The organism is Blastococcus sp. OS1-29, from assembly GCF_057628075.1.
The window spans coordinates 25,952-48,661 of the sequence record NZ_JBXXJK010000010.1 but is presented as its reverse complement, the minus strand read 5'-3'; the positions used below and the strand labels follow the sequence as shown (position 1 = coordinate 48,661).

At 74.3% G+C, this 22,710-nt stretch carries 23 protein-coding genes and 1 pseudogene; 3 read left to right on the top strand and 21 right to left on the bottom strand.

Annotated elements, in window-relative coordinates:
• The first annotated feature begins 221 nt into the window (after positions 1–221).
• Both AC2H4J_RS22350 and AC2H4J_RS22345 read left to right on the top strand, forming a co-directional pair.
• Positions 222–782 carry an RNA polymerase sigma factor gene (locus AC2H4J_RS22350; protein ID WP_487467120.1) on the top strand — a complete coding sequence of 187 codons (561 nt, stop codon included), beginning with the start codon at positions 222–224 and terminating at the stop codon, positions 780–782.
• Positions 779–1,627, top strand: a complete 849-nt coding sequence (locus AC2H4J_RS22345; RefSeq protein WP_487467119.1) for a maleylpyruvate isomerase family mycothiol-dependent enzyme — start codon at positions 779–781, stop codon at positions 1,625–1,627. Before AC2H4J_RS22350 ends, AC2H4J_RS22345 begins: the two co-directional genes overlap by 4 nt.
• A 31-nt stretch (positions 1,628–1,658) precedes the next feature.
• On the opposite strand, the gene AC2H4J_RS22340 is transcribed toward AC2H4J_RS22345, so the two are convergent.
• Together AC2H4J_RS22340 and AC2H4J_RS22335 are read right to left on the bottom strand one after the other, a co-directional pair.
• Positions 1,659–2,396, bottom strand: a complete 738-nt coding sequence (locus AC2H4J_RS22340; protein ID WP_487467118.1) for a DUF5995 family protein — start codon at positions 2,394–2,396, stop codon at positions 1,659–1,661.
• Between the two features lie 2 nt (positions 2,397–2,398).
• Entirely contained in the window at positions 2,399–4,210 is a 1,812-nt protein-coding gene (locus tag AC2H4J_RS22335) for a PucR family transcriptional regulator (RefSeq protein ID WP_487467117.1), read from the bottom strand.
• 396 nt (positions 4,211–4,606) lie between these two features.
• Between AC2H4J_RS22335 and AC2H4J_RS22330 the strand changes: the two genes are divergently transcribed.
• Positions 4,607–5,614 carry an oxamate carbamoyltransferase subunit AllH family protein gene (locus AC2H4J_RS22330; protein ID WP_487467116.1) on the top strand — a complete coding sequence of 336 codons (1,008 nt, stop codon included), beginning with the start codon at positions 4,607–4,609 and terminating at the stop codon, positions 5,612–5,614.
• Between the two features lie 54 nt (positions 5,615–5,668).
• On the opposite strand, the gene hisG is transcribed toward AC2H4J_RS22330, so the two are convergent.
• From hisG to AC2H4J_RS22235, 19 genes and pseudogenes are all read right to left on the bottom strand, one after another.
• The gene (gene hisG / locus AC2H4J_RS22325) at positions 5,669–6,535 is read right to left on the bottom strand and encodes an ATP phosphoribosyltransferase (RefSeq protein WP_487467115.1); all 867 of its coding nucleotides are present in this window, start codon (positions 6,533–6,535) and stop codon (positions 5,669–5,671) included.
• Between the two features lie 28 nt (positions 6,536–6,563).
• Positions 6,564–6,827, bottom strand: a complete 264-nt coding sequence (locus AC2H4J_RS22320; protein ID WP_487467114.1) for a phosphoribosyl-ATP diphosphatase — start codon at positions 6,825–6,827, stop codon at positions 6,564–6,566.
• Positions 6,824–7,357, bottom strand: coding sequence for a 6,7-dimethyl-8-ribityllumazine synthase (gene ribH, locus AC2H4J_RS22315; RefSeq protein WP_487467113.1), 534 nt, complete (start codon positions 7,355–7,357; stop codon positions 6,824–6,826). The genes AC2H4J_RS22320 and ribH overlap by 4 nt, the downstream gene beginning before the upstream one ends.
• A complete protein-coding gene (locus AC2H4J_RS22310; RefSeq protein WP_487467112.1) occupies positions 7,354–8,652 on the bottom strand; it encodes a bifunctional 3,4-dihydroxy-2-butanone-4-phosphate synthase/GTP cyclohydrolase II in 1,299 nt (432 codons plus the stop codon). Before AC2H4J_RS22310 ends, ribH begins: the two co-directional genes overlap by 4 nt.
• On the bottom strand, positions 8,649–9,257 hold the full coding sequence (locus AC2H4J_RS22305; RefSeq protein ID WP_487467111.1) for a riboflavin synthase: 609 nt from the start codon (positions 9,255–9,257) through the stop codon (positions 8,649–8,651). Before AC2H4J_RS22305 ends, AC2H4J_RS22310 begins: the two co-directional genes overlap by 4 nt.
• A 1-nt stretch (position 9,258) precedes the next feature.
• Positions 9,259–10,314, bottom strand: coding sequence for a bifunctional diaminohydroxyphosphoribosylaminopyrimidine deaminase/5-amino-6-(5-phosphoribosylamino)uracil reductase RibD (ribD, locus tag AC2H4J_RS22300; RefSeq protein ID WP_487467110.1), 1,056 nt, complete (start codon positions 10,312–10,314; stop codon positions 9,259–9,261).
• Positions 10,311–10,982, bottom strand: a complete 672-nt coding sequence (gene rpe, locus AC2H4J_RS22295; RefSeq protein ID WP_487467109.1) for a ribulose-phosphate 3-epimerase — start codon at positions 10,980–10,982, stop codon at positions 10,311–10,313. The genes ribD and rpe overlap by 4 nt, the downstream gene beginning before the upstream one ends.
• Before the next feature lie 61 nt (positions 10,983–11,043).
• Positions 11,044–12,432, bottom strand: coding sequence for an RsmB/NOP family class I SAM-dependent RNA methyltransferase (locus AC2H4J_RS22290; RefSeq protein WP_487467108.1), 1,389 nt, complete (start codon positions 12,430–12,432; stop codon positions 11,044–11,046).
• Entirely contained in the window at positions 12,429–13,418 is a 990-nt protein-coding gene (gene fmt / locus AC2H4J_RS22285) for a methionyl-tRNA formyltransferase (RefSeq protein ID WP_487467107.1), read from the bottom strand. Before fmt ends, AC2H4J_RS22290 begins: the two co-directional genes overlap by 4 nt.
• Positions 13,355–13,900: a peptide deformylase gene (def, locus tag AC2H4J_RS22280; protein ID WP_487467106.1), complete on the bottom strand. Its 546-nt coding sequence runs from the start codon at positions 13,898–13,900 to the stop codon at positions 13,355–13,357. The genes fmt and def overlap by 64 nt, the downstream gene beginning before the upstream one ends.
• Before the next feature lie 82 nt (positions 13,901–13,982).
• Positions 13,983–14,465, bottom strand: a pseudogene (locus AC2H4J_RS22275) (aspartate/glutamate racemase family protein); the annotation flags it as partial.
• A 126-nt stretch (positions 14,466–14,591) separates the two neighbouring features.
• Positions 14,592–16,553, bottom strand: a complete 1,962-nt coding sequence (locus AC2H4J_RS22270) for a primosomal protein N' (protein ID WP_487467105.1) — start codon at positions 16,551–16,553, stop codon at positions 14,592–14,594.
• 56 nt (positions 16,554–16,609) lie between these two features.
• Positions 16,610–17,806 carry a methionine adenosyltransferase gene (gene metK, locus AC2H4J_RS22265; protein ID WP_487467104.1) on the bottom strand — a complete coding sequence of 399 codons (1,197 nt, stop codon included), beginning with the start codon at positions 17,804–17,806 and terminating at the stop codon, positions 16,610–16,612.
• A gap of 109 nt (positions 17,807–17,915) precedes the next feature.
• Entirely contained in the window at positions 17,916–19,142 is a 1,227-nt protein-coding gene (gene coaBC / locus AC2H4J_RS22260) for a bifunctional phosphopantothenoylcysteine decarboxylase/phosphopantothenate--cysteine ligase CoaBC (protein ID WP_487467103.1), read from the bottom strand.
• A gap of 78 nt (positions 19,143–19,220) precedes the next feature.
• The gene (gene rpoZ, locus AC2H4J_RS22255) at positions 19,221–19,484 is read right to left on the bottom strand and encodes a DNA-directed RNA polymerase subunit omega (protein WP_012949163.1); all 264 of its coding nucleotides are present in this window, start codon (positions 19,482–19,484) and stop codon (positions 19,221–19,223) included.
• 77 nt (positions 19,485–19,561) lie between these two features.
• Positions 19,562–20,149 (bottom strand): guanylate kinase, encoded by a 588-nt coding sequence (gmk, locus tag AC2H4J_RS22250; RefSeq protein ID WP_487467102.1) that lies wholly within the window; start codon positions 20,147–20,149, stop codon positions 19,562–19,564.
• 43 nt (positions 20,150–20,192) lie between these two features.
• Complete coding sequence (gene mihF / locus AC2H4J_RS22245; protein ID WP_487467101.1) at positions 20,193–20,519, bottom strand: integration host factor, actinobacterial type; 327 nt, start codon at positions 20,517–20,519, stop codon at positions 20,193–20,195.
• A gap of 369 nt (positions 20,520–20,888) precedes the next feature.
• The gene (pyrF, locus tag AC2H4J_RS22240; RefSeq protein ID WP_487467100.1) at positions 20,889–21,767 is read right to left on the bottom strand and encodes an orotidine-5'-phosphate decarboxylase; all 879 of its coding nucleotides are present in this window, start codon (positions 21,765–21,767) and stop codon (positions 20,889–20,891) included.
• Complete coding sequence (locus tag AC2H4J_RS22235; protein WP_487467099.1) at positions 21,764–22,702, bottom strand: dihydroorotate dehydrogenase; 939 nt, start codon at positions 22,700–22,702, stop codon at positions 21,764–21,766. The genes pyrF and AC2H4J_RS22235 overlap by 4 nt, the downstream gene beginning before the upstream one ends.
• Positions 22,703–22,710 lie beyond the last annotated feature (8 nt).

Below are 22,710 nucleotides of genomic sequence, written 5' to 3'. Positions count from 1 at the left end.
CCTCGTGTATCGATCCCTGCTGTCCGGTCCCCCGTCGACGTCCTGTGCGCCGCGGCGACCGTTCCCGGATCACCGAGAACCGGGTGATCCGCTCGGACGCCCGGCGACGCAGAAGAGGCGTGCAGGCAACCGGCGCCCAGGTGCTGCGACGCGCCGTCGCGGGAGCGACGCGGCGGCCGACCCGGTTCTGCCGCGGGAGGCGCGGCGGTACCGTCCGCGCCGTGGGGTCCGCCGACTCCCTCCTCGCCGCCCGTCTGGCGGCCGGTGACGACCGCGCCCTCGCCGAGGCGTTCGACGAGTTCGCGCCGGCCGTCCATGCCGCCGCGCGGGAGATCCTGGGCGACGGCGTGGCGGCCCAGGACGTCGTCCAGGACGTGTTCGTCGACCTCTGGATCCATCCCCAGCGCTACGACGAGACCCTCGCCGGCCTGCGGACCTACCTGAACCTCTGCGCCCGGCACCGCGCGCTCGACGTCGTCCGCAGCGAGCTCCGCCGCGCCGGACGGGAGGCGCGCTCCAGCCGGATGCTGCCGCCGCCGCGGCAGCCGACCCCCGGCGAGGAGGTCGCCGAGGCCGCCACCGCCTCCGCCGTCCGGGCCGCGGTGCGCGGGCTGCCACCCGATCAGCGCCAGGTGGTGGAGCTCGCCTACTTCGGCGGCCTGAGCTACCGCGACGTCGCGCTGCGGGTCGGCATCGCGGAGGGGACGGCGAAGTCGCGGGTGCGCCTGGCGCTGGCGAAGCTGGAGGCCGTGCTGGACCACGAGCTGCTGGAGCCGTCGTGACCGCGTCCACGAAAGAGGTCCGCAACCGGGTGCTGGCAGCGGCCCGCCAGGCACGCGCTCCCGGTCGCGCCCTGCCCAATCTCCCGGACATCACGCCCGTGGAGGCGTTCGGTCGGGCCGCGGCCGCCTTCTCCGCCGTGCTGACCGGCCTCCCGGCCGACCGGTGGCGGACGCCGGTGCTGCGCGGCCTCGACGTGCAGGGGCTGGTCGGGCACCTCACCGGTGTGGAGGAGGACCTGCGACGCGCGCTGGCGGGCGACTCCGGGGTCGCGGCCGCCGACCACGTCGTCTCCACCCAGCCGACGGCGGAACGGCAGGCCGGACGACCGCCGGAGGACACCCGCGACGAGTGGCACGCCGCGGTCGCCGCGACCCTCACCGCGCTCGACGGCGCCGGCCTCGACGCCGTCGTCCTCCTGCACGGGATGCGACTGACGCTGCGCTGCCTGCTCGTGGTCCGAGCGTTCGAGCTCTGGACCCACGAGAACGACATCCGGCGGGCAGCCGGCCTGCCCGCGAGCGAGCCCGATGCCGCCGTCCTGCGGCTCATGACGGACCTCGCGGCCCGGCTGCTGCCCCACGGGGTCGCTCAGGTGGCGGCCGGAACGCCGCTCGACGTGCACCTGGTGCTGACCGGGGCCGGTGGCGGAACCTGGGACGTCGTCGTGGGCGAACGTTCCGGCGCAGGAGAAGTGCCGGAGGTGTGCATCGTCGCCGACGCGGGGCGCTTCTGCCGCCTGGTCGCCGACCGGATCACCCCCCGTGAACTGGGCGCGCACCTGACCGGCGCGGTCGACCGGGCGGACGTCGTCCTCGCCGGAGCGGCGGCCCTGGCGCTCGACTGAGAAAGGACCCCGTCCCTCTCGGGACGGGCCGTCAGGGGAGGGACACCCCGAAGCCCCGCACGGCCAGCCGCAGCAGCACCGGGCCGGGCCGCAGCAGATCCCGCACCCGCGCGGCGCTCGCGGCCTCCAGCTCCGCCAGCCGCTGGCCGTACGCGTCCGGGCCGCCCAGCCGCGCCGCGTGCAGGGCCCGGGTATTGGCCCAGACCTTGCGCCGCGACTCCCGCAGGAACAGCCGGCTGGCGAACCGGTTCGCCGGCGCCAGCACCCGGTCGAGCGGGGTGCGGCGCCCCCCGACGAGTTCGAGCGCGAGATCCTCCTCGGCCACCCGCGCGGCCAGGACGGCGTCGATCCGCTCGTGGTCGCGGCGCCGGAGGGCCAGCAGGGCACGGTCGGCGAAGGCCTCCGGCGCGATCACGGCGATCAGCGACTGCGGCAGGTCGAAGTTGATGTGCGCGTTCATGCCGAGCAGCACGTGCGCCTCGGGAGGCAGCCCCGGCGTCGCGCCGAAGGCGAGCCGCCAGGGCGCGGACGGCGCCGCCGGGTCGACCCGGTGGGCGTCGAGGGCGTCGAGGTAGAGCGCGGCGAAGTCGACGTCCCAGCGCGCGACCCAGTTCCCGTCCTCGAACGTCCCGGAGTCCAGGGCGGCCGCGACCGCCCGGGTGGTGCGCAGGTATGTGCCGAGGAAGAACCGGGCGGGGTCGCCGTCGTCCTCCAGGCGGGCCAGCAGGTCCGTCATCCGCACGATCAGTGCGGCGACCCCGGCGTGCACGGTTAGAGCAGCGCGTCGAAGCCGTCGTCCGGCGTCGTCGTGTAGCCGGCCTCGACCGGCGGCCGGTGTGGCTGGTCCAGCCCGCGCATCCGCGCCGCATGCAGCGCGAGCAGCAGGTTCAGTCGCAGCGTCGGATCGGTGGTGAAGGGCCCGAGCATCCGCTCCAGCTTGCCGATCCGATAGCGCATCGTGTTGTAGTGGAAGTGCAGGCGCCGGGCCGACTCCGCGACGTTGAGGTTGGTCTCGAGCAGGACCCGCAGCGTCTCGCGCAGGTCGGCGGAGTCGGCGTCGGCCGCATCGGCCAGCGGACCGAGCACCTCGTCGACGTAGGTGCGCAGTTCGGTGCTGTCGGGGATCAGCGAGAGCAGGCGGAAGACCCCCAGCTGGTCGAAGTGGGTCACCGAGGCGCCGTGGATCTCCTGGCCGACGCCGAGCGCCCGCTGGGCCTGCCGGTGTGCCTCCTGCAACGCCGACAGCGACTCCGCGGGCCGCCCGATGCCGGTGCCGAGAACGCGGCCCACGCGCCGCAGCCGGCCGTTGACGCGGGAGGTCACCGCCGCGACCAGGCCGGAGAGCTCCTCGGGGGTGCGGCCGTCCAGCGGCAGCAGGGTGACGATCTCGGTGGCGAGACCCGCGACCGCCGCGCCGGCGACCTCGGGTTCCAGCGCGGCCCGCCAGCCGTCGGCCAGGCGGTCGAGCACGTCGAGCGCCTTGGTCGGGTCGGCCTGGGCGTCGGCGACGGTCTCGGTCGCGGTGACCAGGACGGCGACCGGTCCGTCCAGGCGCCAGCCGAAGGACCGCGTGTAGGCCAGGGTGCGCTCGGTGTGGCCCACCGAACCACCCACCAGCCGCCGGACCAGGTCGCCCTGGAACCGCAGCTCGACCGAGTGCACGGCCTGTAGGCGGATGACCGACAGGGCCGCGATGACCGCGGCCCGCTCCAGGACGCCCCCCGCTCCGAGCATCATCGCGCCGTGACGGTGCACGGCCACGAGCCAGCCGTGCCGCTGGTCGCCGGCCATGATGGGGGCGACCGCGTACTCCCCCACCCCACCGGGGAGCTCGTGGTGACCGGGCACCAGCAGGATGCCGTCGGCCGGGGACAGGTCGGCGTCGGCGAGGACGTCGGCCGGCGTGACCACGGTCTGGTCCGCACGCACGCCGGAGAGCCGGCGGGACGGGGTCAGCTCGGCGAGCGCGTCGTCGGCCGCGGCGTCGAGCAGCCACAGCCAGTCGCTGATCTCCTCGACGTCGTCGCGAGGGCCGGCGCTCGTCACGACCTCGCGGTCGGGGCCGAGGCCCAGCACGGCCGTGCCTTCCAGCATCACGGCCAGCCGCTGGGCGACCTCGGGCAGGCCGCCCCCGGTGAGCGCCACCCCGATGAACTCGTCGTCCATGCGGGAGGACAACGCCAGGGCCTGGCCCTGCTTGGTCACGACGGTGCCGAGGACCTCCGAGACCACCTCGTCCATGCGCACGTGCGGGGGCAGCGCCAGGACGGGCAGACCGCGGCGTTCGGCCTCGGCGAGCACCTCCGCCGGCACCGGGGCCGGCCCCTCGGTGCGGCGGAAGGCGAGGGCCGAGGTGCCCATCGAGTCCAGCCGCTCGACGAGGGCGCGGCAGTTCGCCGGGTCGGCCGGGGGCAGCCGGGCACCGAGGACGACGAGGACGTCGGGGCCGGCCGCGGCGAGCGGGTCGGCCGGGTCGTCGACGACCATGTGGCGGACGACGCGGCCGAGGCCGGAGGCGCCGGCGGCCACGGTGGTGCCGCGCAGTCCGGGGAGCTCGAGGGCCTCCTCGACCGTCAGGCCCATCCGCTCCTGCCAACTGGTCCGGGCGTCGCGGGTGGTCTCGGTTCGCGACTCGTCGACAGCCCAGTTACGCCGGAACGGAACCGATCCGTTACGTTGTGTCGAGGCCGTCTGCGAGGTCTCACTCTGGGTCACGCCGCATCCCCCTCGTAGTCACCGTCCAGGTTGCCACATCCCGACTGGCTGTCAGTAGTCCCCGGACGGCGACCCTCATTCTTGGCGACTTCCGCCATGAGAGGGCCCGCGACGCGCCGCATAGGTTCGAACCCCGGTCCACTCCGCTCGCTGGATGGTAGGCCGTCGCTCCCAGTGGGCGACCACCTCCCCCCACAGGCGGAGTGGAGCGGAACCGGGCGGGGGGCGGGGGCCTCCCGTCGTCCCTCCGCCGAAGGGCCGCGCATGCGCACGATCGATGACCTCAATGGCCCGGGAACCCACCTGCCGGCAGACGCGGTGCGCCGCGGCCGCGCCGCGCAGGCCGGCGTTCCCACGATTCCTCTACCGCGCGCCTCCGCGCAGGCCGCGGCGCGGACGGCCCGTCCGGCCCGCTCCGCGACCGCCGTTCCCGCCTCCGCCAGCACCGGCGTGGCCGAACTCCTGCGCGGCCCGATCCGTCAGGCCCGCGTCCTGATGTCCGTTCCGGCCGCCGTCTACCTGCAGGTGGCCACCGAGCGCGGCACCGACGTCGTCGGCGTCCTCACCAGTGACGCCGCCCGGCTTCCCCTGGGCTGTGTGCTCTTCCGCCCGAGCAACGGGCGCCCGCTGGTCGCGCTGCCCGCCGGTGCACCGGCACTGGTCGGCGGCGGCCGCATCGTCGTCGGCGATCTCGCGGTCAGCGCCGCCGCCTGGTGGAATCCCCGGCCCAGGCTGCCGAGTCTGCGTCCGGCCCTGCTGCCCGAGGGCGTGCGTCAGCTGCGCAACGCCCTGTACGGCGAGGGTGTGCCGCACAGCGCGTTCACCCTGCCCGGCCTGCCGACCGGTCCCGGCGGACCGCTCGCCGCTCTGCGCGGGGCGGTACGCCGAGCCGACCTCGACGCGGCGCTCCGCACGGCGACCCGGCTGATCGGCCTCGGACCCGGCCTCACGCCGGCCGGCGACGACGTCATGGCGGGCACCATCGCCGGCCTGGTCCTGCTGGGGCACCCGTCCGCGGAGCGGTTCGCCGCCGCGGTCTACGCCCTGGCGGCCGGCCGGACGACGGAGCTGTCCCGGGCGCTGCTCCGGCACGCCGCCTGCGGGCGGGTCAGCGGCGAGTACGCGGCGGTGCTGCACGGCCTCGTCGGCGAGCGCCCGCTGGCTCCGGCGGTCGCGCAGCTGCTGGCCACCGGCTCGACTAGCGGCCGCGCGATGGCGCTGGGTCTCTGCACCGCGATCGACCTGGTCGATCGCACAACGCGCGAACACTGACAAGAAGGACCCCCGTCCCACTCACCGCTCGCAAGCTCGCGGACGGGGGCCTTTTCAGATCCGGGACGCGTGGATGCTCGTGACCAGGATGGCGCGGGCTCCGAGCTCCCAGAGCTCGTCCATCAGGCGGTTGGTGTCGGTCTGCCGGACCATCGCGCGTACGGCCGACCAGCCCGGCGTCTGCAGCGGGCTCACCGTCGGCCCCTCCAGACCGGGGGTCACCGCCGTCGCCTTCTCCAGCAGCTCGTTCGGGCAGTCGTAGTCGAGCAGCACGTACTGGCGGGCAACCATCACGCCGCGCAGCCGCCGGCGCAGCTGAGCCACGGCGGGAATCTCCTCGGCCCCCTCGCGACGCACCAGGATCGCCTCGCTGGTGAGCACCGGGTCGCCGATGATGTGCAGCCCCGCCGCGCGGAGCGTCGTCCCGGTCTCGACGACGTCGCACACGGCGTCGGCGACACCGAGCCGGCAGGCGGTCTCCACGGCGCCGTCGAGCTTGACCACGCCGGCCTCGAGGCCGTGCTCGTCGAGGAATCCCTGCAGCAGCACCGGGTAGGCGGTGGCGATCCGCTTGCCGGCCAGCTGCTCGATCCGCTCGATGCCCGACTCGATCGGCGAGGCGAACCGGAACGACGAGTGCCCGAAGCCCAGCGGCATCAGCTCGGCGGCCGCGCTCTGCTCACCGTTGACCGGCGCCGTCTCCAGCAGCATGTCGCGGCCGGTGATGCCGACGTCCAGCGTGCCGGCGGCGACGTAAACGGCGATGTCGCGTGGGCGCAGGTAGAAGAACTCGGTGTCGTTGTCGGGGTCGTAGACCGCGAGGTCCTTGGTGCTGCGGCGCTGGCGGTAACCACTCTCGGCGAGCATCTCGGCCGCGGGCTCGCTCAGGACGCCCTTGTTGGGCACGGCGATGCGCAGCACGGAAGAAACTCCTGTCAGTGGGGCGGAATCACAGGTGAGCGTAGACGTCGTCCAGCGTCAGACCCCGGGTCAGCATGAGCACCTGCACCCGATAGAGGAGTTGGCTGATCTCCTCCGCCGTCCGCTCGTTCGTCTCGTGCTCGGCGGCCATCCAGGCCTCCGACGCCTCCTCGACCACCTTCTTGCCCGCCGCGTGCACGCCGTCGCGCACCGCCTGCACGCTGCCCGAACTCGGGTCGGCGGCCTCGACCTTCGCCGAGAGCTCCGCGAACAGTTCGTCGAACGTCTTCACCGGGCACCGTCCCGGAGCACGCCGGTCGGGGAGGCTGCGAAGCCGGTGGCCCGCTGCGGCGTGCGCAGTCCGCGCAGCGTCAGTGCGGTGGCGAGCGCGGCGATGGTGGCCTCCCAGCCCTTGTCCTCGGCCGAATCGGGCAGCCCGGCCCGGTCGCGGGCCTGCTGCTCGGTGTCGCACGTCAGGACGCCGTTGCCGACCGGCTTGCCGGCGTCGAGGGCGACCCGGGTGAGCCCCGCGGTGACGGCGTCGCAGACGTACTCGAAGTGCGGGGTGCCGCCGCGGATGACCACGCCGAGCGCGACGACGGCGTCGTGCCGCTCGGTCAGGGCCTGGGCGACGACCGGCAGCTCGACGGCGCCCGGCGCCCGGACCACCGTCGGGTTGCCGATGCCGCTCTCCCGCGCCGCGTCGACCGCCCGCGCCAGGAGCTGGTCGGTGATCTCGGCGTGCCAGGTCGTGGCGACGATGCCGAGGCTCAACCCGGACGCGTCGACCGCCTCGACGACCGGAGCTCCGCTCCCACTCACGAGGGCTGCTCGTCGACGTGCAGCGGCATACCGGCAGGGACGTCCTCCGGGCCCGACTCGGTCTCCGGCTCGATGATGTCCAGCAGGTGCCCCATCCGGTCGCGCTTGGTCCGCAGGTAGTTCAGGTTCTCGGCCGTCACGTGGCTCGGCAGCGGCACCCGGCCGGTGACGCTGAGCCCGTAGCCCTCGAGCCCGGCCCGCTTGGCGGGGTTGTTGGTGAGCAGCCGCATCGTGTGCACGCCCAGGTCGACGAGGATCTGCGCCCCGGTCCCGTAGTCGCGGGCGTCGGCGGGCAGGCCGAGGTCGAGGTTGGCGTCGACGGTGTCGACTCCGGCGTCCTGGAGCTGGTAGGCCTGCAGCTTGTGCAGCAGGCCGATGCCCCGGCCCTCGTGTCCGCGGATGTAGAGCACGATGCCGCGCCCCTCCTGCGCGACCGCGGCGAGCGCAGCCGTCAACTGCGGCCCGCAGTCACAGCGCAGCGAGCCGAAGACGTCGCCGGTGAGGCACTCGGAGTGCACGCGGACGAGGACGTCCTCACCGTCGCCGATGTCGCCGTAGACGAACGCCACGTGCTCCCGGTTGTCGTAGGAGCTGCGGTAGCCCACCGCGGTGAACGTGCCCGCGGCCAGCGGCACGAGCGCCTCGGCCTCGCGCTCGACCAGCTTGTCGAAGCGCTTGCGGTAGGCGATCAGGTCGGCGATCGAGATCATGCAGAGGTCGTGCTCGTCGGCGAACACCCGCAGCTCCTCGCCGCGGGCCATGCCGGTCGGGTCCTTCTCGCTGACGACCTCGCAGAGGGTGCCCGAGGGCCGCAGCCCGGCCAGCACCGCGAGGTCGACGGCGGCCTCGGTGTGCCCGGGCCGGCGCAGTACGCCGCCGTCCTTGGCCCGCAGCGGCACGATGTGTCCGGGACGGGCCAGGTCCGCCGAGGTCGTGTCGGCGTCGGCCAGCAACCGGATGGTGTGCGCCCGGTCGGCGGCCGAGATGCCCGTCGTGACGCCTTCCCGGGCATCCACGGTGACGGTGTAGGCGGTGCCGCGGCGGTCCTGGTTGACCCGGAACATCGGGGGCAGGTCGAGGCGGTCGGCGTCGGACTCGGTGACCGCCACGCAGATGTAGCCGGAGGTGTACCGGACCATGAACGCCACCAGCTCGGGCGTGGCGAGCTCGGACGCGAAGATCAGGTCGCCCTCGTTCTCGCGGTCCTCGTCGTCGATGACGACGACCGGGCGGCCGTCCTTGATCGCGGCGATGGCGGTCTCGATGGTGTCGAGCCGCGCCAGGGGTGAACTCATGACCGGGCCCCCAGCAGTCGCTCCACGTACTTCGCGATCACGTCGACCTCCAGGTTGACGGGCTCCCCCGGGGCGCGCGAACCGAGGGTGGTGTCGCGGAGGGTGGTGGGGATGAGGCTGACCTCGAACCAGGGCCCGGGATCAGCCGCGGCACTGACGGCGCTGACGGTGAGGGAGACGCCGTCGACGGCGATCGACCCCTTCTCGACGACGTAGCGGGCCAGGTCGGCCGGCAGGGAGATCCGCACGACCTCCCAGTGCTCGCCGGGCACGCGGCCGACGATCGTGCCCATGCCGTCGACGTGACCCTGCATCAGGTGGCCGCCCAGCCGCGTGTGCGGCGTGACCGCGCGCTCCAGGTTGACCTGCGCGCCGGTGGTCACCGAGCCCAGGCTGCTGCGGCTCAGCGTCTCGGCCATGACATCGGTGCTCCAGACGCCGTCCGTCACGTCGGTGACGGTGAGGCAGACCCCGTTGACGGCGATCGAGTCGCCCAGGGCGACGTCCTGGAGCACCCGGTCGGCGCGGATCCGCAGCACGGCGGCGTCGGACTGGTCCTCGCGGACGACGAGGGTGCCCACCTCTTCGACGATCCCGGTGAACACCTCAGCTCCTCTCGTCCGCGGCCTGCTGCCCACCAGTGTGCCGGTTGGGGCGCAGCCGGATCGCCACGTCCCCGCCCAGGAGGGTGACGTCGGCGACCGAAAGCTCCAGCGCCTGGTCGATTCCGTGAATTCCCAGGTCGCTGACCAGGGAGGGGCCTGCGCCGAGCAGCTTGGGTGCGAGATGGATCACGATCTCGTCGACGAGACCCGACCGGAGGAACGCGGCGGCCAGCGTGGGGCCTCCCTCGAGCAGGACCCGGCGGACGTCGCGGTGGAAGAGCTCGGCGAGCAGGGCTGCGGGATCGCCCGCCGAGCTCACGAGGGTGGGTGCCGCGTCGTCGTGCACGCGCGCGCTCGCCGGCACCCGGCCGCTGCGGTCGACGACCACCCTCAGGGGCTGCCGCTCGACGTTCCGCCCCTGCTCGTCGCGGACGGTGAGCTGCGGGTCGTCGGCCAGCGCCGTCCCGGACCCGACGACGACCGCGTCGCAGGTCGCCCGCAGCCGGTGGACGGCGGCCCGCGCCTCGGGACCGGTGATCCACCGGCTCGACCCGTCGGCCGCGGCGACCCGCCCGTCGAGGGACGCGCCGACCTTCCAGATCACGTACGGGCGCTGCTCGCGGACGCCGGTCAGCCAGGACGCCAGGGCGCCTGCCTCGGCCTCGGCCTGCTCCACCCCCAGCTCGACGTCCACCCCGGCCGCGCGGAGCCGCTCCGCTCCGCCACCGGCCAGCTGGGTGGGCTCGGGGACGGCGACGACGACCCGTGCGATCCCGGCCGCGATCAGGGCGTCGGCGCACGGGCCGGTGCGGCCGGTGTGCGCGCAGGGTTCGAGGGTGACGACGGCGGTGCCCCCACGGGCGCGGTCGCCCGCCTGGGCCAGCGCGGCCACCTCGGCGTGCGGCCCCCCGGGCGGCGCCGTGGCCCCCTCCCCGACCGGCGTGCCGGCGGCATCGAGGATCACCGCTCCCACGGCGGGGTTCGGGCTCGTCGTTCCGAGGACCGACTCCCCGAGCTCGCGCGCCCGGGCCATCCCCCGGATGTCGGCGTCGCTCATCCGCGCATCGCGGCGGCGGCCTGCGCGCGCAGGCCGGCGATCGCCTTCGCCGGGTCGTCGGCCCCGTAGACGGCGGAGCCGGCCACGAACATGTCGACGCCGGCCTCGGCAGCCTGCTCGATGGTGTCGGCATTGATGCCGCCGTCGATCTCGACGATCAGCGTGAGATCCCCGGCGTCGACGAGGCGGCGGGCGGCGCGGACCTTGGTCAGCACATCGGCGATGAACGACTGCCCGCCGAAGCCGGGCTCGACGCTCATGACCAGAAGCGTGTCGAAGTCGTGCAGCACGTCGAGGTGGTCGTCGAGGGGGGTCCCCGGCTTGATCGCGAGTCCGGCCAGCGCGCCGGCGGCCCGGATGTCCCGGGCCACGGCCCGGGGGTCCGCGCAGGCCTCGGCGTGGACGGTCACGTTGCGCGCGCCGGCCTCGGCGTAGCCCGGCGCCCACCGCTCGGGGTTCTCGATCATGAGGTGCGCGTCGAGGGGGATCGGGCTGACCGCCAGCACCGCCTCCATGACCGGCAGGCCGAAGGTCAGGTTCGGCACGAAGTGGGCGTCCATGACGTCGAAATGCAGCCAGTCGGCGTCGGCGACCCGCTTCGACTCCTCGGCCAGCCGGGCGAAGTCCGCCGACAGCAGGCTCGGCGCGATCTTCGGTTCCCGGGACACGTTCGCCGAGTCTAGGTGGCGAACGTCCGCGGCCATGAATCCGCGGGTGCGAAAGCCGTGCTCAGCGGGTGCGCCGCAGCAGTGCCATGAACATGGCGTCGGTGCCGTGCCGGTGCGGCCACAGCTGCCCGTACTCCCCCCGCGTCATGTCCGGCACGTCCGGGAACAGCGGCGCCACGGGGATCACCTCGACGTCGTCCCGGGTCGCCGCGGCGTCGACGACGGCCACCGTCTCCGCCGTGTGCGGTGAGCAGGTCACGTAGGCGACGACGCCGCCCACCCGCACCGACGACAGCGCGCTCCCCAGCAGCGCCGTCTGCAGCTCGACCAGCGGCGGGACGTCGTCCGCCGTGCGTCGCCAGCGCACCTCCGGACGGCGGCGCAGCGCGCCCAGCCCGGTACACGGTGCGTCCAGCAGCACGCGGTCGAAGGAACCGGGCTCCCACGGTGGCTGCGTCCCGTCGGCGGTGAGCACCTCGACGTCGGGCTCGCCGGTCAGCGCCTTGGCCACCAGCTCGGCGCGGTGTGGCGCCCGGTCGGCGGCGGTGATCCGGACCCCGTCCGGGCGCACCGCGGCCAGCAACCGGGTCTTTCCCCCGGGCCCGGCGCACATGTCCAGCCAGGCGGCGTCCGAGCCCTCCAGCGGGGCGCGGGCGAGCAGCAGCGCCGCGAGCTGGCTGCCCTCGTCCTGCACCGCAGCGGCACCGGACCGCACCGACGGCAGCCGGCCCGGGTCGCCGCCGCGCAGCCGGACGGCGAACGGCGACCACGGCCCCGGCTCGCCACCGGACTCCTCGACCAGTGCCTCGCGCGCGATCCGACGGGCGACCAGGTGCACCTCGGGCGCGACGTCATCGGCCAGCAGCGCCGCCTCGAGCTCCTCGTTCCCGCCCAGCGCCTCGCGCCACGCGTCGACGATCCAGCGCGGGTGGTCCGTCGCCAGCGCGAGCCGCTCCTCCGCGTCGCCGTCCAGGGCCTCGAGCCATCGTGCCCGGTCACCGCCGGCGGCCACCTTGCGGAGCACGGCGTTGACCAGCCCGGACGCCCCGGTGCCCACGATCCCGCGCGTGAGGTCCACGGAGGTGTCGACCGCCGCGTGCGAGGGCACCCGCAGGTCGATCAGCTGATACGCGCCCAGTCGCAGCAGGTCGAGCACCCGTGGGTCGAGCTCGGCCAGCGGCCGGGAGACGAGCCCGGTGAGCACCGCGTCCAGGGTGCCCTGCGCCCGCAGCGTGCCGTAGGCCAGCTGGGTGGCGAACGCGGCATCCCGCTCGTCGAGCTCGGGCCGCTCGCGCAGCAGTTGCGGCAGCAGCAGGTTGGCGTAGGCGGCTCGGGAGGAGACGCCGTCCAGCACGTCGTAGGCGGTCAGCCGCGCGCCGTCGAGCCGCGGGCGCCGGGTCGCCGGGTGCCGCCGTCCCTTCCCCGGACCGCGACGCTGGGGGCCGGTCACTCGCCCATCCGCTCGCCGAGCTGGATCCGGGCGCCGCGCGCCCAGTCGGCGGCGGGGAACATCCGCTTGCCGGCCGGCTGCACGTCACCCAGTCGCACGGCGCCACGCCCGGTGCCGACGAGCACGCCCTCGGGACCCACCTCCAGCTCACCGGGGGCGACGAGGTCGACCTCCGGCAGCGGCTGCACCGGACCGAGCCGCAGCCGCTCCCCCCGCCACGTCGTCCAGGCGCCCGGTGCGGGGGTGACCCCGCGGACGCGCCGATCGATGACGTAGGCGGGCCACGACCAGTCGACACGCGCGTCGGCGGGCTCGACCTTCGGCGCCAGGCTGATGCCCTCGGCGGGCTGGGGTTCGGCCACGAGCGTGCCGGCGGCGATGCCGTCGAGGGTGGCGACCAGGAGGGCGGCACCGCTGACGGCGAGCCGGCCGAGCAGGTCGCCGGCGGTGTCGCGGGGACCGATCGCGTCGGTGACCGTGCCGAACACCGGCCCGGTGTCGAGCCCGGCCTCCAGCAGGAACGTCGAGGCGCCGGTGATCTCGTCGCCGGCCATGATCGCGTGCTGCACCGGCGCCGCGCCCCGCCAGGCGGGCAGCAGCGAGAAGTGCAGGTTGACCCAGCCGTGGCGCGGCAGATCGAGGGCCGCCTGCGGCACAAGGGCGCCGTACGCGACGACGGGGGCGCAGTCGACGGCCAGCCCGGCCAACTGCTCGAGGAACTGCGGCTCGCGCGGCGAGCGCGGCTGGAGCACCGGGATCCCCGCCGCGGCGGCCCGCTCCGCCACCGGCGACCGGCTCTCCTTGCGACCGCGGCCGGAGCGCGCATCCGGACGGGTCAGGACGGCGACGACCTCGTGGCCGGAGGCGAGCAGGGCCTCGAGCGACGGGACGGCGGGCGCCGGCGTACCGGCGAACAGGAGCCTCAGTGGGGACTCACTTTCACGACCGGTTCCGGCGCGGGCAGGTAGGCGCCGACCCCCGCCCACTCTGCCGCCTCGAGTTCGGCGAACGCCGCCGCGCGGGCTCCGGGATCGAGGCGGTCGACGAACAGGACGCCGTCCAGGTGGTCGGTCTCGTGCTGGATCGCGCGGGCGAGCAGCTCGGAGCCCTCGATGCGCACCGGGTCACCGTGCATGTTCCAGCCGGACGCGACCACGTGCAGGTGGTGGCGGCAGTCCCAGCGGAAGCCCGGGATCGAGAGGCAGCCTTCCGGCGCCTCCTCGGTCTCCTCGCCCACCGGGGCGACGTCCGGATTGATCAGATGCCCGACCGAGCCGTCGACGTACCAGGTGAAGACCCGCAGTCCGACGCCGAGCTGCGGGGCGGCCAGCCCGGCACCGCCGGCGGCGAACATGGTCTCGGTGAGGTCGGCGACCAGGCCGCGCAGCTCTGCGTCGAAGTCCACGACGGGGGCGGCCGGCGTGCGCAGCACCGGGTCGCCGAACAGCCGGATGGGGGTGACGCTCACCCGACGATCGTAATGGCCCCTGTGCAGGGTCCCGCCGCGAGCTTGTGAGCGGTGGGGGGCACAGGGGTCCTTTCTCGAGGAGCAGTTCGATCTCCGTGCAGCCGAGGATCACGCCCTCGGCCCCGCGCGCGACCAGCCGCTCGACGACCTGCCGGTAGGTCTTCCGGGACTCCTCGCGGACGATCCCGAGGCACAGCTCCTCGTAGATGATCCGGTGCACCTCGGCGCGGTCGTCCGCCTCGGGCACGAACACGTCCAGCCCGTGCGCGCGGAGTCGCTCGGGCAGGAAGTCCTGGTCCATCGTGAAGCCGGTGGCCAGCAGCCCGACGCGCCGCAGGCCGGCCACCGCCACGGCCGCACCGGTGACGTCGCCGATGTGCAGCAGGGGGATGTCGACCGCGGCGGTCAGCGCGTCGGCGACCTTGTGCATGGTGTTCGTGCAGAGCACCAGCAGCTCCGCGCCGGCCGCCTGCAGCGCCCGGGCGTCATCGGCCAGGAGCTCGCCGGCCCGCTCCCATTCCCCGGCCACCTGGAGCCGCTCGATCTCGGCGAAGTCGACCGACAGCAGGACGCAGCGCGCCCGGCCGGCCCCGTCCGGAGGCTCGCCCCGAGCCTGCGAGGGGTGAGAGGGACGGGGTCCTTCTACTCCCAGCTCATCCCGCCCAGCAGTCCGATCGTCTTCACGCGAGCACTACACCAGGTCGAGCGGGTCCAGTTGCACGCGCACGTGCTCGGCCGCCCTGCGGGCACTGCGCACGCCCTGCACCTCCGCCAGCGCGGACGCGAGCTCGACGCCCTCGCTGCGCGGCACCCGCACCAGGTAGCGCTCCCGCTCGCCCTCCTGACCCGGCCGCGGCGGCTCGGGCACCGGCCCGAGCACGTCCGCGCCCTCGGGCCGGCGGAGCGCCTCGAGGAACTCGGCGAGGGCGGACGGCGACCCGGACAGGCTGGCGATCCGGGTGATCGGCGGGAAGCCGAGCTCGCGGCGGTCGGCCAGCTCGCGCTCGGCGAGCCAGCCGGGATCCCACCGGACCAGCGCCTGGACGACGGGGTGCCCGGCGTCGGCCGCGACCACGACGACCCCGCCGGCGGAGGCGGGCCGCACCAGGGTGGCCGCGTTGAGCCAGCGGCGCAGCGTCTCCTCCCCCGCGCGCAGATCGGCCCGGCCGAGCAGCGCCCAGGAGTCCAGCAGCAGCGCGGCGCCGTACCCGCCGTCGGCCACCGGCTCGGCCCCGGGCGTGGCGACGACGATCTGCGGTCCGCCGGGCACCGAGTCCAGCACCCCGGACACCCGCCCCGACACCCGCAGCGTCGCGCCCGGGAATGCGCGGGCCAACTCCTCCGCCGTCCGCCCCTCGCCGACGACGGCCGCCCGGAGCTTGGTGCCGTGGCAGTGCGGGCAGTCGAACGTCGCCGCCGGCCGGGCGCACCAGCGGCAGGCCGGGATGCGGGTGCCCCCGGGTCCGGGCCGCGGGGAGATGCCCAGCGGCCCGGCGCAGTGGGCGCAGCGCGCGGGCGCGCGGCACCTCGCGCAGGACAGTGACGGCACGTATCCCGACCGCGGCACCTGCACCAGCACCGGCAACCCCGCGGCGAGCGACCGCCGGGCCGCCTCGTGGGCCATCGACGGCAGCCGGGCCGTGCGGGCGGCGGCGTCCCGCGCGAGCTCGAAGTCGTCGCCGAGGGCGGAGATGCGGGGAGCGGCGGAACGCAGGGCGGCGCGATCACCGGCGAGCTCGTGCGCCCAGCCGGACTCCAGCAACAGCGCGGCCTCGGCGGTGCGGGCGGTGCCGGCGACGACCGCCGCGCAGTTGTCCAGCCAGGCGCGCTGGACCAGCACGTCGCGTGCGTGCGGATAGGGCGCGAGCGGTTCGGCCAGGACGTCGTCGCCGTCGTCCCAGACCACCACCAGACCGAGGTCCCGCACGGGGGCGAACATCGCCGCGCGCGTGCCCAGCACGACCTGGGCGGCACCGCGCGAGGCGGCCAGGAACTGCCGGTAGCGCTTCTCCGGGGAGTCGTCGGCCCGCAACACGGTGTACGAGTGCTCCGGGAGCAGCCGGGCCGCGGCGGCCGCGAGCCGGGCGAGGTCCTTGCCGTCCGGGACGACGACCAGCGACCCGCGCCGGCCCGACAGCGTCGCGCGGCACAGCTCGATCAGCCGGGCGGGCCAGTCCTCCCCCGGCAACGCCGAGAACACCGCCCGCGCCGGCTTGCTCTCCGCCAGTGCGCCGAGCAGCGCGGGACCGGCCGTATAGCGGGCGAACCCCGCGGCATCCGGCTCCTCCGGCAGCGCGTCCGGCGTGGGGGTCTCGCGCTTCTCCGCCGCAGCGCGCCGCGGCGGCAGCGCGAGCCGGAGGACGTCGCTCAGCGTGCCCGCGTACCGATCGGCGATGACGCGGGCCAGCCGGGCGACCTGCGGGGTGAGGACCGGCTCCCCGGACGGGACGTGGGACAGCGGCTGGAGCGTGCCCGCGAAGTCGGTGTCCTCGGCCAGCTCCCAGACGATGCCGTCGACGAGCCGGCCGCGGAACCGTACGCGCACCCGGCAGCCGGCCTGCACGGTGTCGGCGAACTTCTCCGGCACCGCGTAGTCGAACGGCCGGTCCAGGTGGGCCAGGGGGACGTCCACGACGACCCGGGCCACCCTCACCGGCACAGTGTCGTCACCGGGTACGACAACCCCGACCGCGGCCGAGGGTTCGCCGTTCAGGCGCCGGCGGCCGAGCGCAGGGCGTCGACGCGGTCCAGCCGCTCCCAGGGCAGCTCCACGTCCGTGCGACCGAAGTGCCCGTAGGCGGCGGTCGGCGCGTAGATCGGACGCAGCAGGTCCAGGTCGCGGACGATCGCCCCCGGGCGCAGGTCGAACACGGTCGTGATCGCCTTCTCCAGGACGTCGTCGGCCACCGTGCCGGTGCCGAACGTCTCGACGAAGAGGCCGACCGGGTGCGCGGCGCCGATCGCGTAGGCGACCTGCACCTCGCAGCGGCGGGCGAGACCCGCGGCCACGACGTTCTTGGCCACCCAGCGCATCGCGTACGCGCCGGAGCGGTCGACCTTCGACGGGTCCTTGCCGGAGAACGCGCCGCCGCCGTGCCGGGCCATGCCGCCGTAGGTGTCGACGATGATCTTGCGGCCGGTCAGGCCGGCGTCGCCCATGGGACCACCGATGACGAACTTGCCGGTGGGGTTGACCAGCAGCCGGTAGCCGTCGGTCGGCAGCCCGAGGGCGGCCAGCTCCGGCTCGACCACGAGCTCCTGGATGTCGGGCGTGAGCAGCTGCTCGATCGAGATGTCCTCGGCGTGCTGGGAGGACACGACGACGGTGTCGACGGCGACCGGCTGGTCGTCCTCGTAGACGACCGTCACCTGGGTCTTGCCATCGGGACGCAGGTAGGGCACCGACCCGTCCTTGCGGACCGCGGAGAGGCGGCGGGCCAGCCGGTGGGCCAGCGCGATCGGCAGTGGCATCAGCTCGGGCGTCTCGTCGCTGGCATAGCCGAACATCAGGCCCTGGTCGCCGGCGCCCTGCCGCTCGATCTCGTCCTCCGCCGATCCGGAGGTGCGCGCCTCGTAGGCGGTGTCGACCCCCTGGGCGATGTCCGGCGACTGCGCGCCGATGGAGACGCTGACGCCGCACGAGGAGCCGTCGAAGCCCTTGCGGGAGGAGTCGTACCCGATGCGCAGCACGGTCTCCCGGACGATCGAGGCGATGTCGACGTAGCCGGCGGTGGTCACCTCGCCGGCGATGTGCACCTGACCGGTCGTGATCATGGTCTCGACGGCGACGCGACTGCGCGGGTCCTGCGCGAGCATCGCGTCCAGGATCGAGTCGCTGATCTGGTCGGCGATCTTGTCCGGGTGGCCCTCGGTCACCGACTCGGACGTGAAGAGACGGCGTGACATGTCGGGACTCCTGGGTCGGTGGCAGGTTCGGCGGGGTCCGTCGTGGCGCGACCCGGAGAGAACGTTACCCGGCAGAGACCGGCCGCCGGCAGCGGCGGGGGAAAGCGATCTACGCGTGGAACCGAAGGGGCAGCTGAGACGCGATGGTCCCCCAGATCCCGGCCGCGACGGCGTCCTTGCTGCCGCGGGGCACCTCGGTGACCGACCCGTCGGCGCCCAGCACGGTGGCCGCGTTCTCCGCGCGGCCGAAGACCTGCCCTCCGGAGACGTCGTTGACCACGAGGAGGTCGCAGCCCTTGCGGGCCAGCTTCGCCCGCGCATGGGTGAGGACGTCGCCGTCGTCGTCGCCCGTCTCGGCGGCGAAGCCGACCACGAGCTGCCCGGGGGTGCGCTTGGTCACCAGCTCGGCCAGGACGTCGGGGTTGCGCACCAGCGGGACCGCGCTGGGTTCGGCGGCGGACCCCTTCTTCAGCTTCGACGCGGCGGGGAACTCCGGCCGGAAGTCGGCGACCGCGGCCGCCATCACGACGACGTCGGCATCGGGCGCCTCGGCCACCATCGCCGTGCGCAGTTCCTCCGCCGTCCCGACCGGGACGACCCGGACGCCGAACGGGGCGGGCAGGTCGACGTTGGCGGCGACCAGGACGACGTCGGCGCCGCGAGCGGCGGCGACCCGCGCCAGCGCCCAGCCCTGCTTGCCCGACGAGCGGTTGCCCAGGTAGCGCACCGGGTCCAGCGGCTCGCGGGTACCGCCGGCGCTGATGACGACCCGGCGCCCGGCCAGGTCGTGCGCGAGGGCGTCGGCGCCGGAGTGGAGGACCACCATGGCCAGGGCGGCGATGTCCGCGGGCTCGGGCAGCCGGCCGGGCCCCGAGTCCGGACCGGTGAGCCGGCCCACCGCGGGGGGCAGGACGATCGCGCCGCGGCGGCGCAGCGTGGCCACGTTGTCCTGCGTCGCGGGGTGCAGCCACATCTCGGTGTGCATCGCCGGCACGAAGACGACCGGGCAGGACGCGGCCAGCAGGGTGGCGGTGAGCAGGTCGTCCGCGCGCCCCATGGCGGCGCGGGCCAGCAGATCGGCCGTTGCCGGAGCCACGACGACGAGGTCGGCGTGCTGGCCGATGCGGACGTGCGCGACCTCGGGGACGTCGGACCACACGTCGGTGGTGACCGGGTTGCCCGAGAGCGCCTCGAAGGTGGCGGCGCCGACGAAGTGCAGGGCGCCGGGCGTCGGGACGACGCGGACGTCGTGGCCGGCCTCGGTGAACGCGCGCAGCACGAAGGCGGCCTTGTACGCGGCCACGCCGCCGCTGACACCCAGCACGATGGAACTCACGGGGCCCATCCTCCCAATACGACGAAGCACCCGGCAGTGAGTGCCGGGTGCTTCATCATCAGTTCGGGCTGTATCGGCTCAGTTCTCGCCGGCGGTGTGGGTGAGCAGGCCCTCGTTGATCTCGCGCAGGGCGATCGACAGGGGCTTCTCCTGGGGCGCGGTGTCGACCAGCGGGCCGACGTACTCGAGCAGGCCCTCGGAGAGCTGGCTGTAGTAGGCGTTGATCTGACGGGCGCGCTTGGCGGCGAAGATGACCAGTCCGTACTTGCTGCTGGTGCGCTCGAGCAGCTCGTCGATCGGCGGGTTGGTGATGCCCTCGGGGGCAGGTGCGACTCCGGACACGGGCGGGCGTGCTCCTCATTCGATGGCGGGAGGAAGCGGCCGGCGGGGACCGTCGGCGACACTCTTCCTCGGGGGCGCTACTCCCCTGGCACGAGGCCGGGCGAGGGCGCAGTCAGCAATCCTACCAATTCATCGGCGGCCCGGGCCACGTCGTCGTTGACGACCACCACGTCGAACTCGCCGGAGGCGTCCAGCTCGGCCTGGGCCAGGGCCAGCCGGCGCTCCTGCACCGCCGGGGGCTCGGACCCGCGGCCGGCCAGCCGGCTGACCAGTGCCGCCCACGTGGGCGGAGCCAGGAAGACCAGCTGGGCGTCGGCGTCGCGCTCACGCACCTGCCGCGCACCCTGGAGCTCGATCTCCAGCAGGGCGGGCTGACCGATGGCGAGCCGTTCACGCACCGGGGCGGCGGGGGTGCCGTAGCGGTTGCCCGCGTACTCGGCCCACTCCAGCAGTCCGTCGGTGGCGATCAGCCGGTCGAACTCGGCGTCGTCGACGAAGTGGTAGTGATCGCCGTCCCGCTCGCCGGGACGAGGACGACGGGTGGTCACCGACACCGACACCCACACGTCGGGGTGCCGGCGCCGGACCTCGGCGACCACCGTGCCCTTACCGACCCCTGAGGGGCCGGAGAGCACGGTGAGCCGCGCCGGTGAAGCTGTTGCCACTCGTCGTCCTCGTCCGGGGTCGTCGCCGCGTGCGGCCGAACCCTCAGACGACCTTCTCGTCCTTGAACTCGGCCTCCAGAGCCTTGCGCTGATTGGCTCCCAGTCCACGCACACGGCGGGTCGGGGAGATCTCCAGGCGCTCCATGATCTTCGCAGCCCGCGCCTTGCCCACTCCGGGCAGGGACTCCAGGACGGCGGAGACGCGCATCTTGCCGATCACCTCGTCGGTGTCGCCCTGCTTCAGGACGTCGCCGACGGTGGCGCCCTTGCTCTTCAGTTGCTCACGCAGCTCGGCGCGCGCTTTTCGGGCGGCCGCAGCCTTCTCGAGCGCGGCGGCACGTTGTTCCGGGGACAGGTCAGGCAGGGGCATGGTCGACCCAATCGTGTCGTTCGCGGACCGTTGTTCGATCTGCGGCGGTTCTCTTCACTGGTTCGGGAAGGGCTCGCCTCTGAGCCTCACGACGAACCTAGTTCCCGGCAAATCCGCTGGTCACGTGGTCTCCGCGCGGATTCCGCAACTTGCCGTCCGGGGGCGTTCACGCCGGGTTCACGTCTGCGGTGACGATGCGTCATCCTCGCAGGTCAGGCGCCATTGTGTCCGGAACGGTTCCGATGCCAATGGGACGGACAAGTTCGGCCCGGAATCGCGACACGCCCGGGCTGCGACACGCCGCAGGTCAGGTGCGGGCCGCGGCTCGCCGGCCTGCACGACAGCCCAGCAGCCACGGGACCGCCCGCCTCACCGCTCGAGCTCCGCCGTCCAGCGATCGACGGCGGCGCGCAGGGCACCGGCGTCGGGCCCGGCGGCCAGCACGTCCCGGGAGACGGTGGGGACGACGGCCCGGCCGGTGCCGAACAACCGGCGCAGGTCGGCGACCGAGCCACCCTGGGCGCCGAGGCCCGGGGCGAGGATCGGGCCACCCAGCCCGTCGAGGTCGACGTCCAGGTCGCGCAGCGTGGCACCCACCACCACCCCGAAGGAACCCGTCATGGGGCCGAACCGGCTCGCCAGGTCGCGCACCGCGCCGATGTCGGGCAGCGGGTCGCCGACCACCCAGCCCGGCGTGTTCCAGCCGCGCACGGTGTCGACGACGACCTGGGCCACCGACCGCTCCCCCACGACCGCGTGCTGGAGCGTGCCGGCGTCCGGGTTGGACGTGCGCGCGAGCACGAACAGGCCACCGCCGTGCATCCGGGCGGTGTCGACGGCCGGCTGCAGCGAACCCGGGCCGAGGTACGGGCTCACCGTCATGGCGTCGACGGAGAGGGGGTGGTCCGGCCGCAGGTAGTCGCCGTAGGCATCCATCGTCGAGCCGATGTCGCCGCGCTTGGCGTCGAGCAGCACCAGCGCGCCGGCGGCCCGCGCCCGGGGCACCGCCTGCTCGAGGACCGCTAGGCCTCGTGACCCGTGCCGCTCGTAGAACGCCAGCTGCGGCTTGAGGACGGCGACACTGCCGGCCAGGGCCTCCACCACGGCATCGGTGAACCGGGCGAGCCCGTCCGCGTCGTCGGTCAGCCCCCACTTCTCCAGCAAGGGCGGGTGCGGATCGATGCCCACGCACAGCGGCCCACGGGCGGCGACGGCGTCGGCCAGGCGTTCCCCGAACGGTGCATTCATCGCTGCGCGTACCCCACGGCGTCGGTCATCGAAGCGAATCCTCGCTCCTGGAGGGCGGTCGCCAGCTCGTCGTGCACCCGGGCCACCGCGGACGGGTCGTTGAAGACCGCCGTCCCGACGCTGACCGCAGAAGCGCCGGCCAGGACGAACTGCAGGGCGTCCAGGCCGGAGCGGATACCGCCCATCCCGAGGATCGGCACCCCCGGCAGCGCCTGGTGCACCTGCCACACGCAGCGCAGTGCGACCGGACGGATGGCGGGCCCGGACAGGCCTCCGGTGACACCGCCGAGCACCGGCTTCATCGTGTCGGGGTCGATGACCAGCCCGAGCAACGTGTTGATCATCGAGAGCCCGTCGGCACCGGCGTCGGTGACCGCTCGGGCCACGCCGACGATGTCGGTGACGTCGGGGCTGAGCTTGGCGTAGACCGGCTGTTCCGGGTCGGCGGCGGCACGGACGGCGGCCACGACGTCCGAGGCCGCCACCGGATCGCAGGCGAACACCTCGCCGCGGCTCTCCACGTTCGGGCAGCTGATGTTGACCTCGAGCCCGAGCACGCCGGGCACGCCCCGCAGCCGGATGGCGAGCTCGGCGAAGTCCTCGATCCGGGTGCCGGCGATCGAGACCAGCGACCGCACCCCGCGCTCGGCGAGCCACGGCAGGTCGTCGGCGAGCAGTCCGTCGATGCCCGGCCCCTGCAGGCCGATCGAGTTGAGCATCCCGCTCGGCGTCTCCGCCATCCGCGGGGTCGGCCGCCCCGACCGCGGCCGCAGCTGCACCGACTTGGTCACGACCGCCCCGATGGCGGTGAGGTCGACGAACGGCTCGAGCTCGCGGCCGAACGCCGAGCAGCCGGACGCCGTCAGCACCGGGCTCGGGATGGACACGGAACCCAGCGATGTCGACATGTCGACGGCTGTCTCGACGATCGTCATGGCGCGAC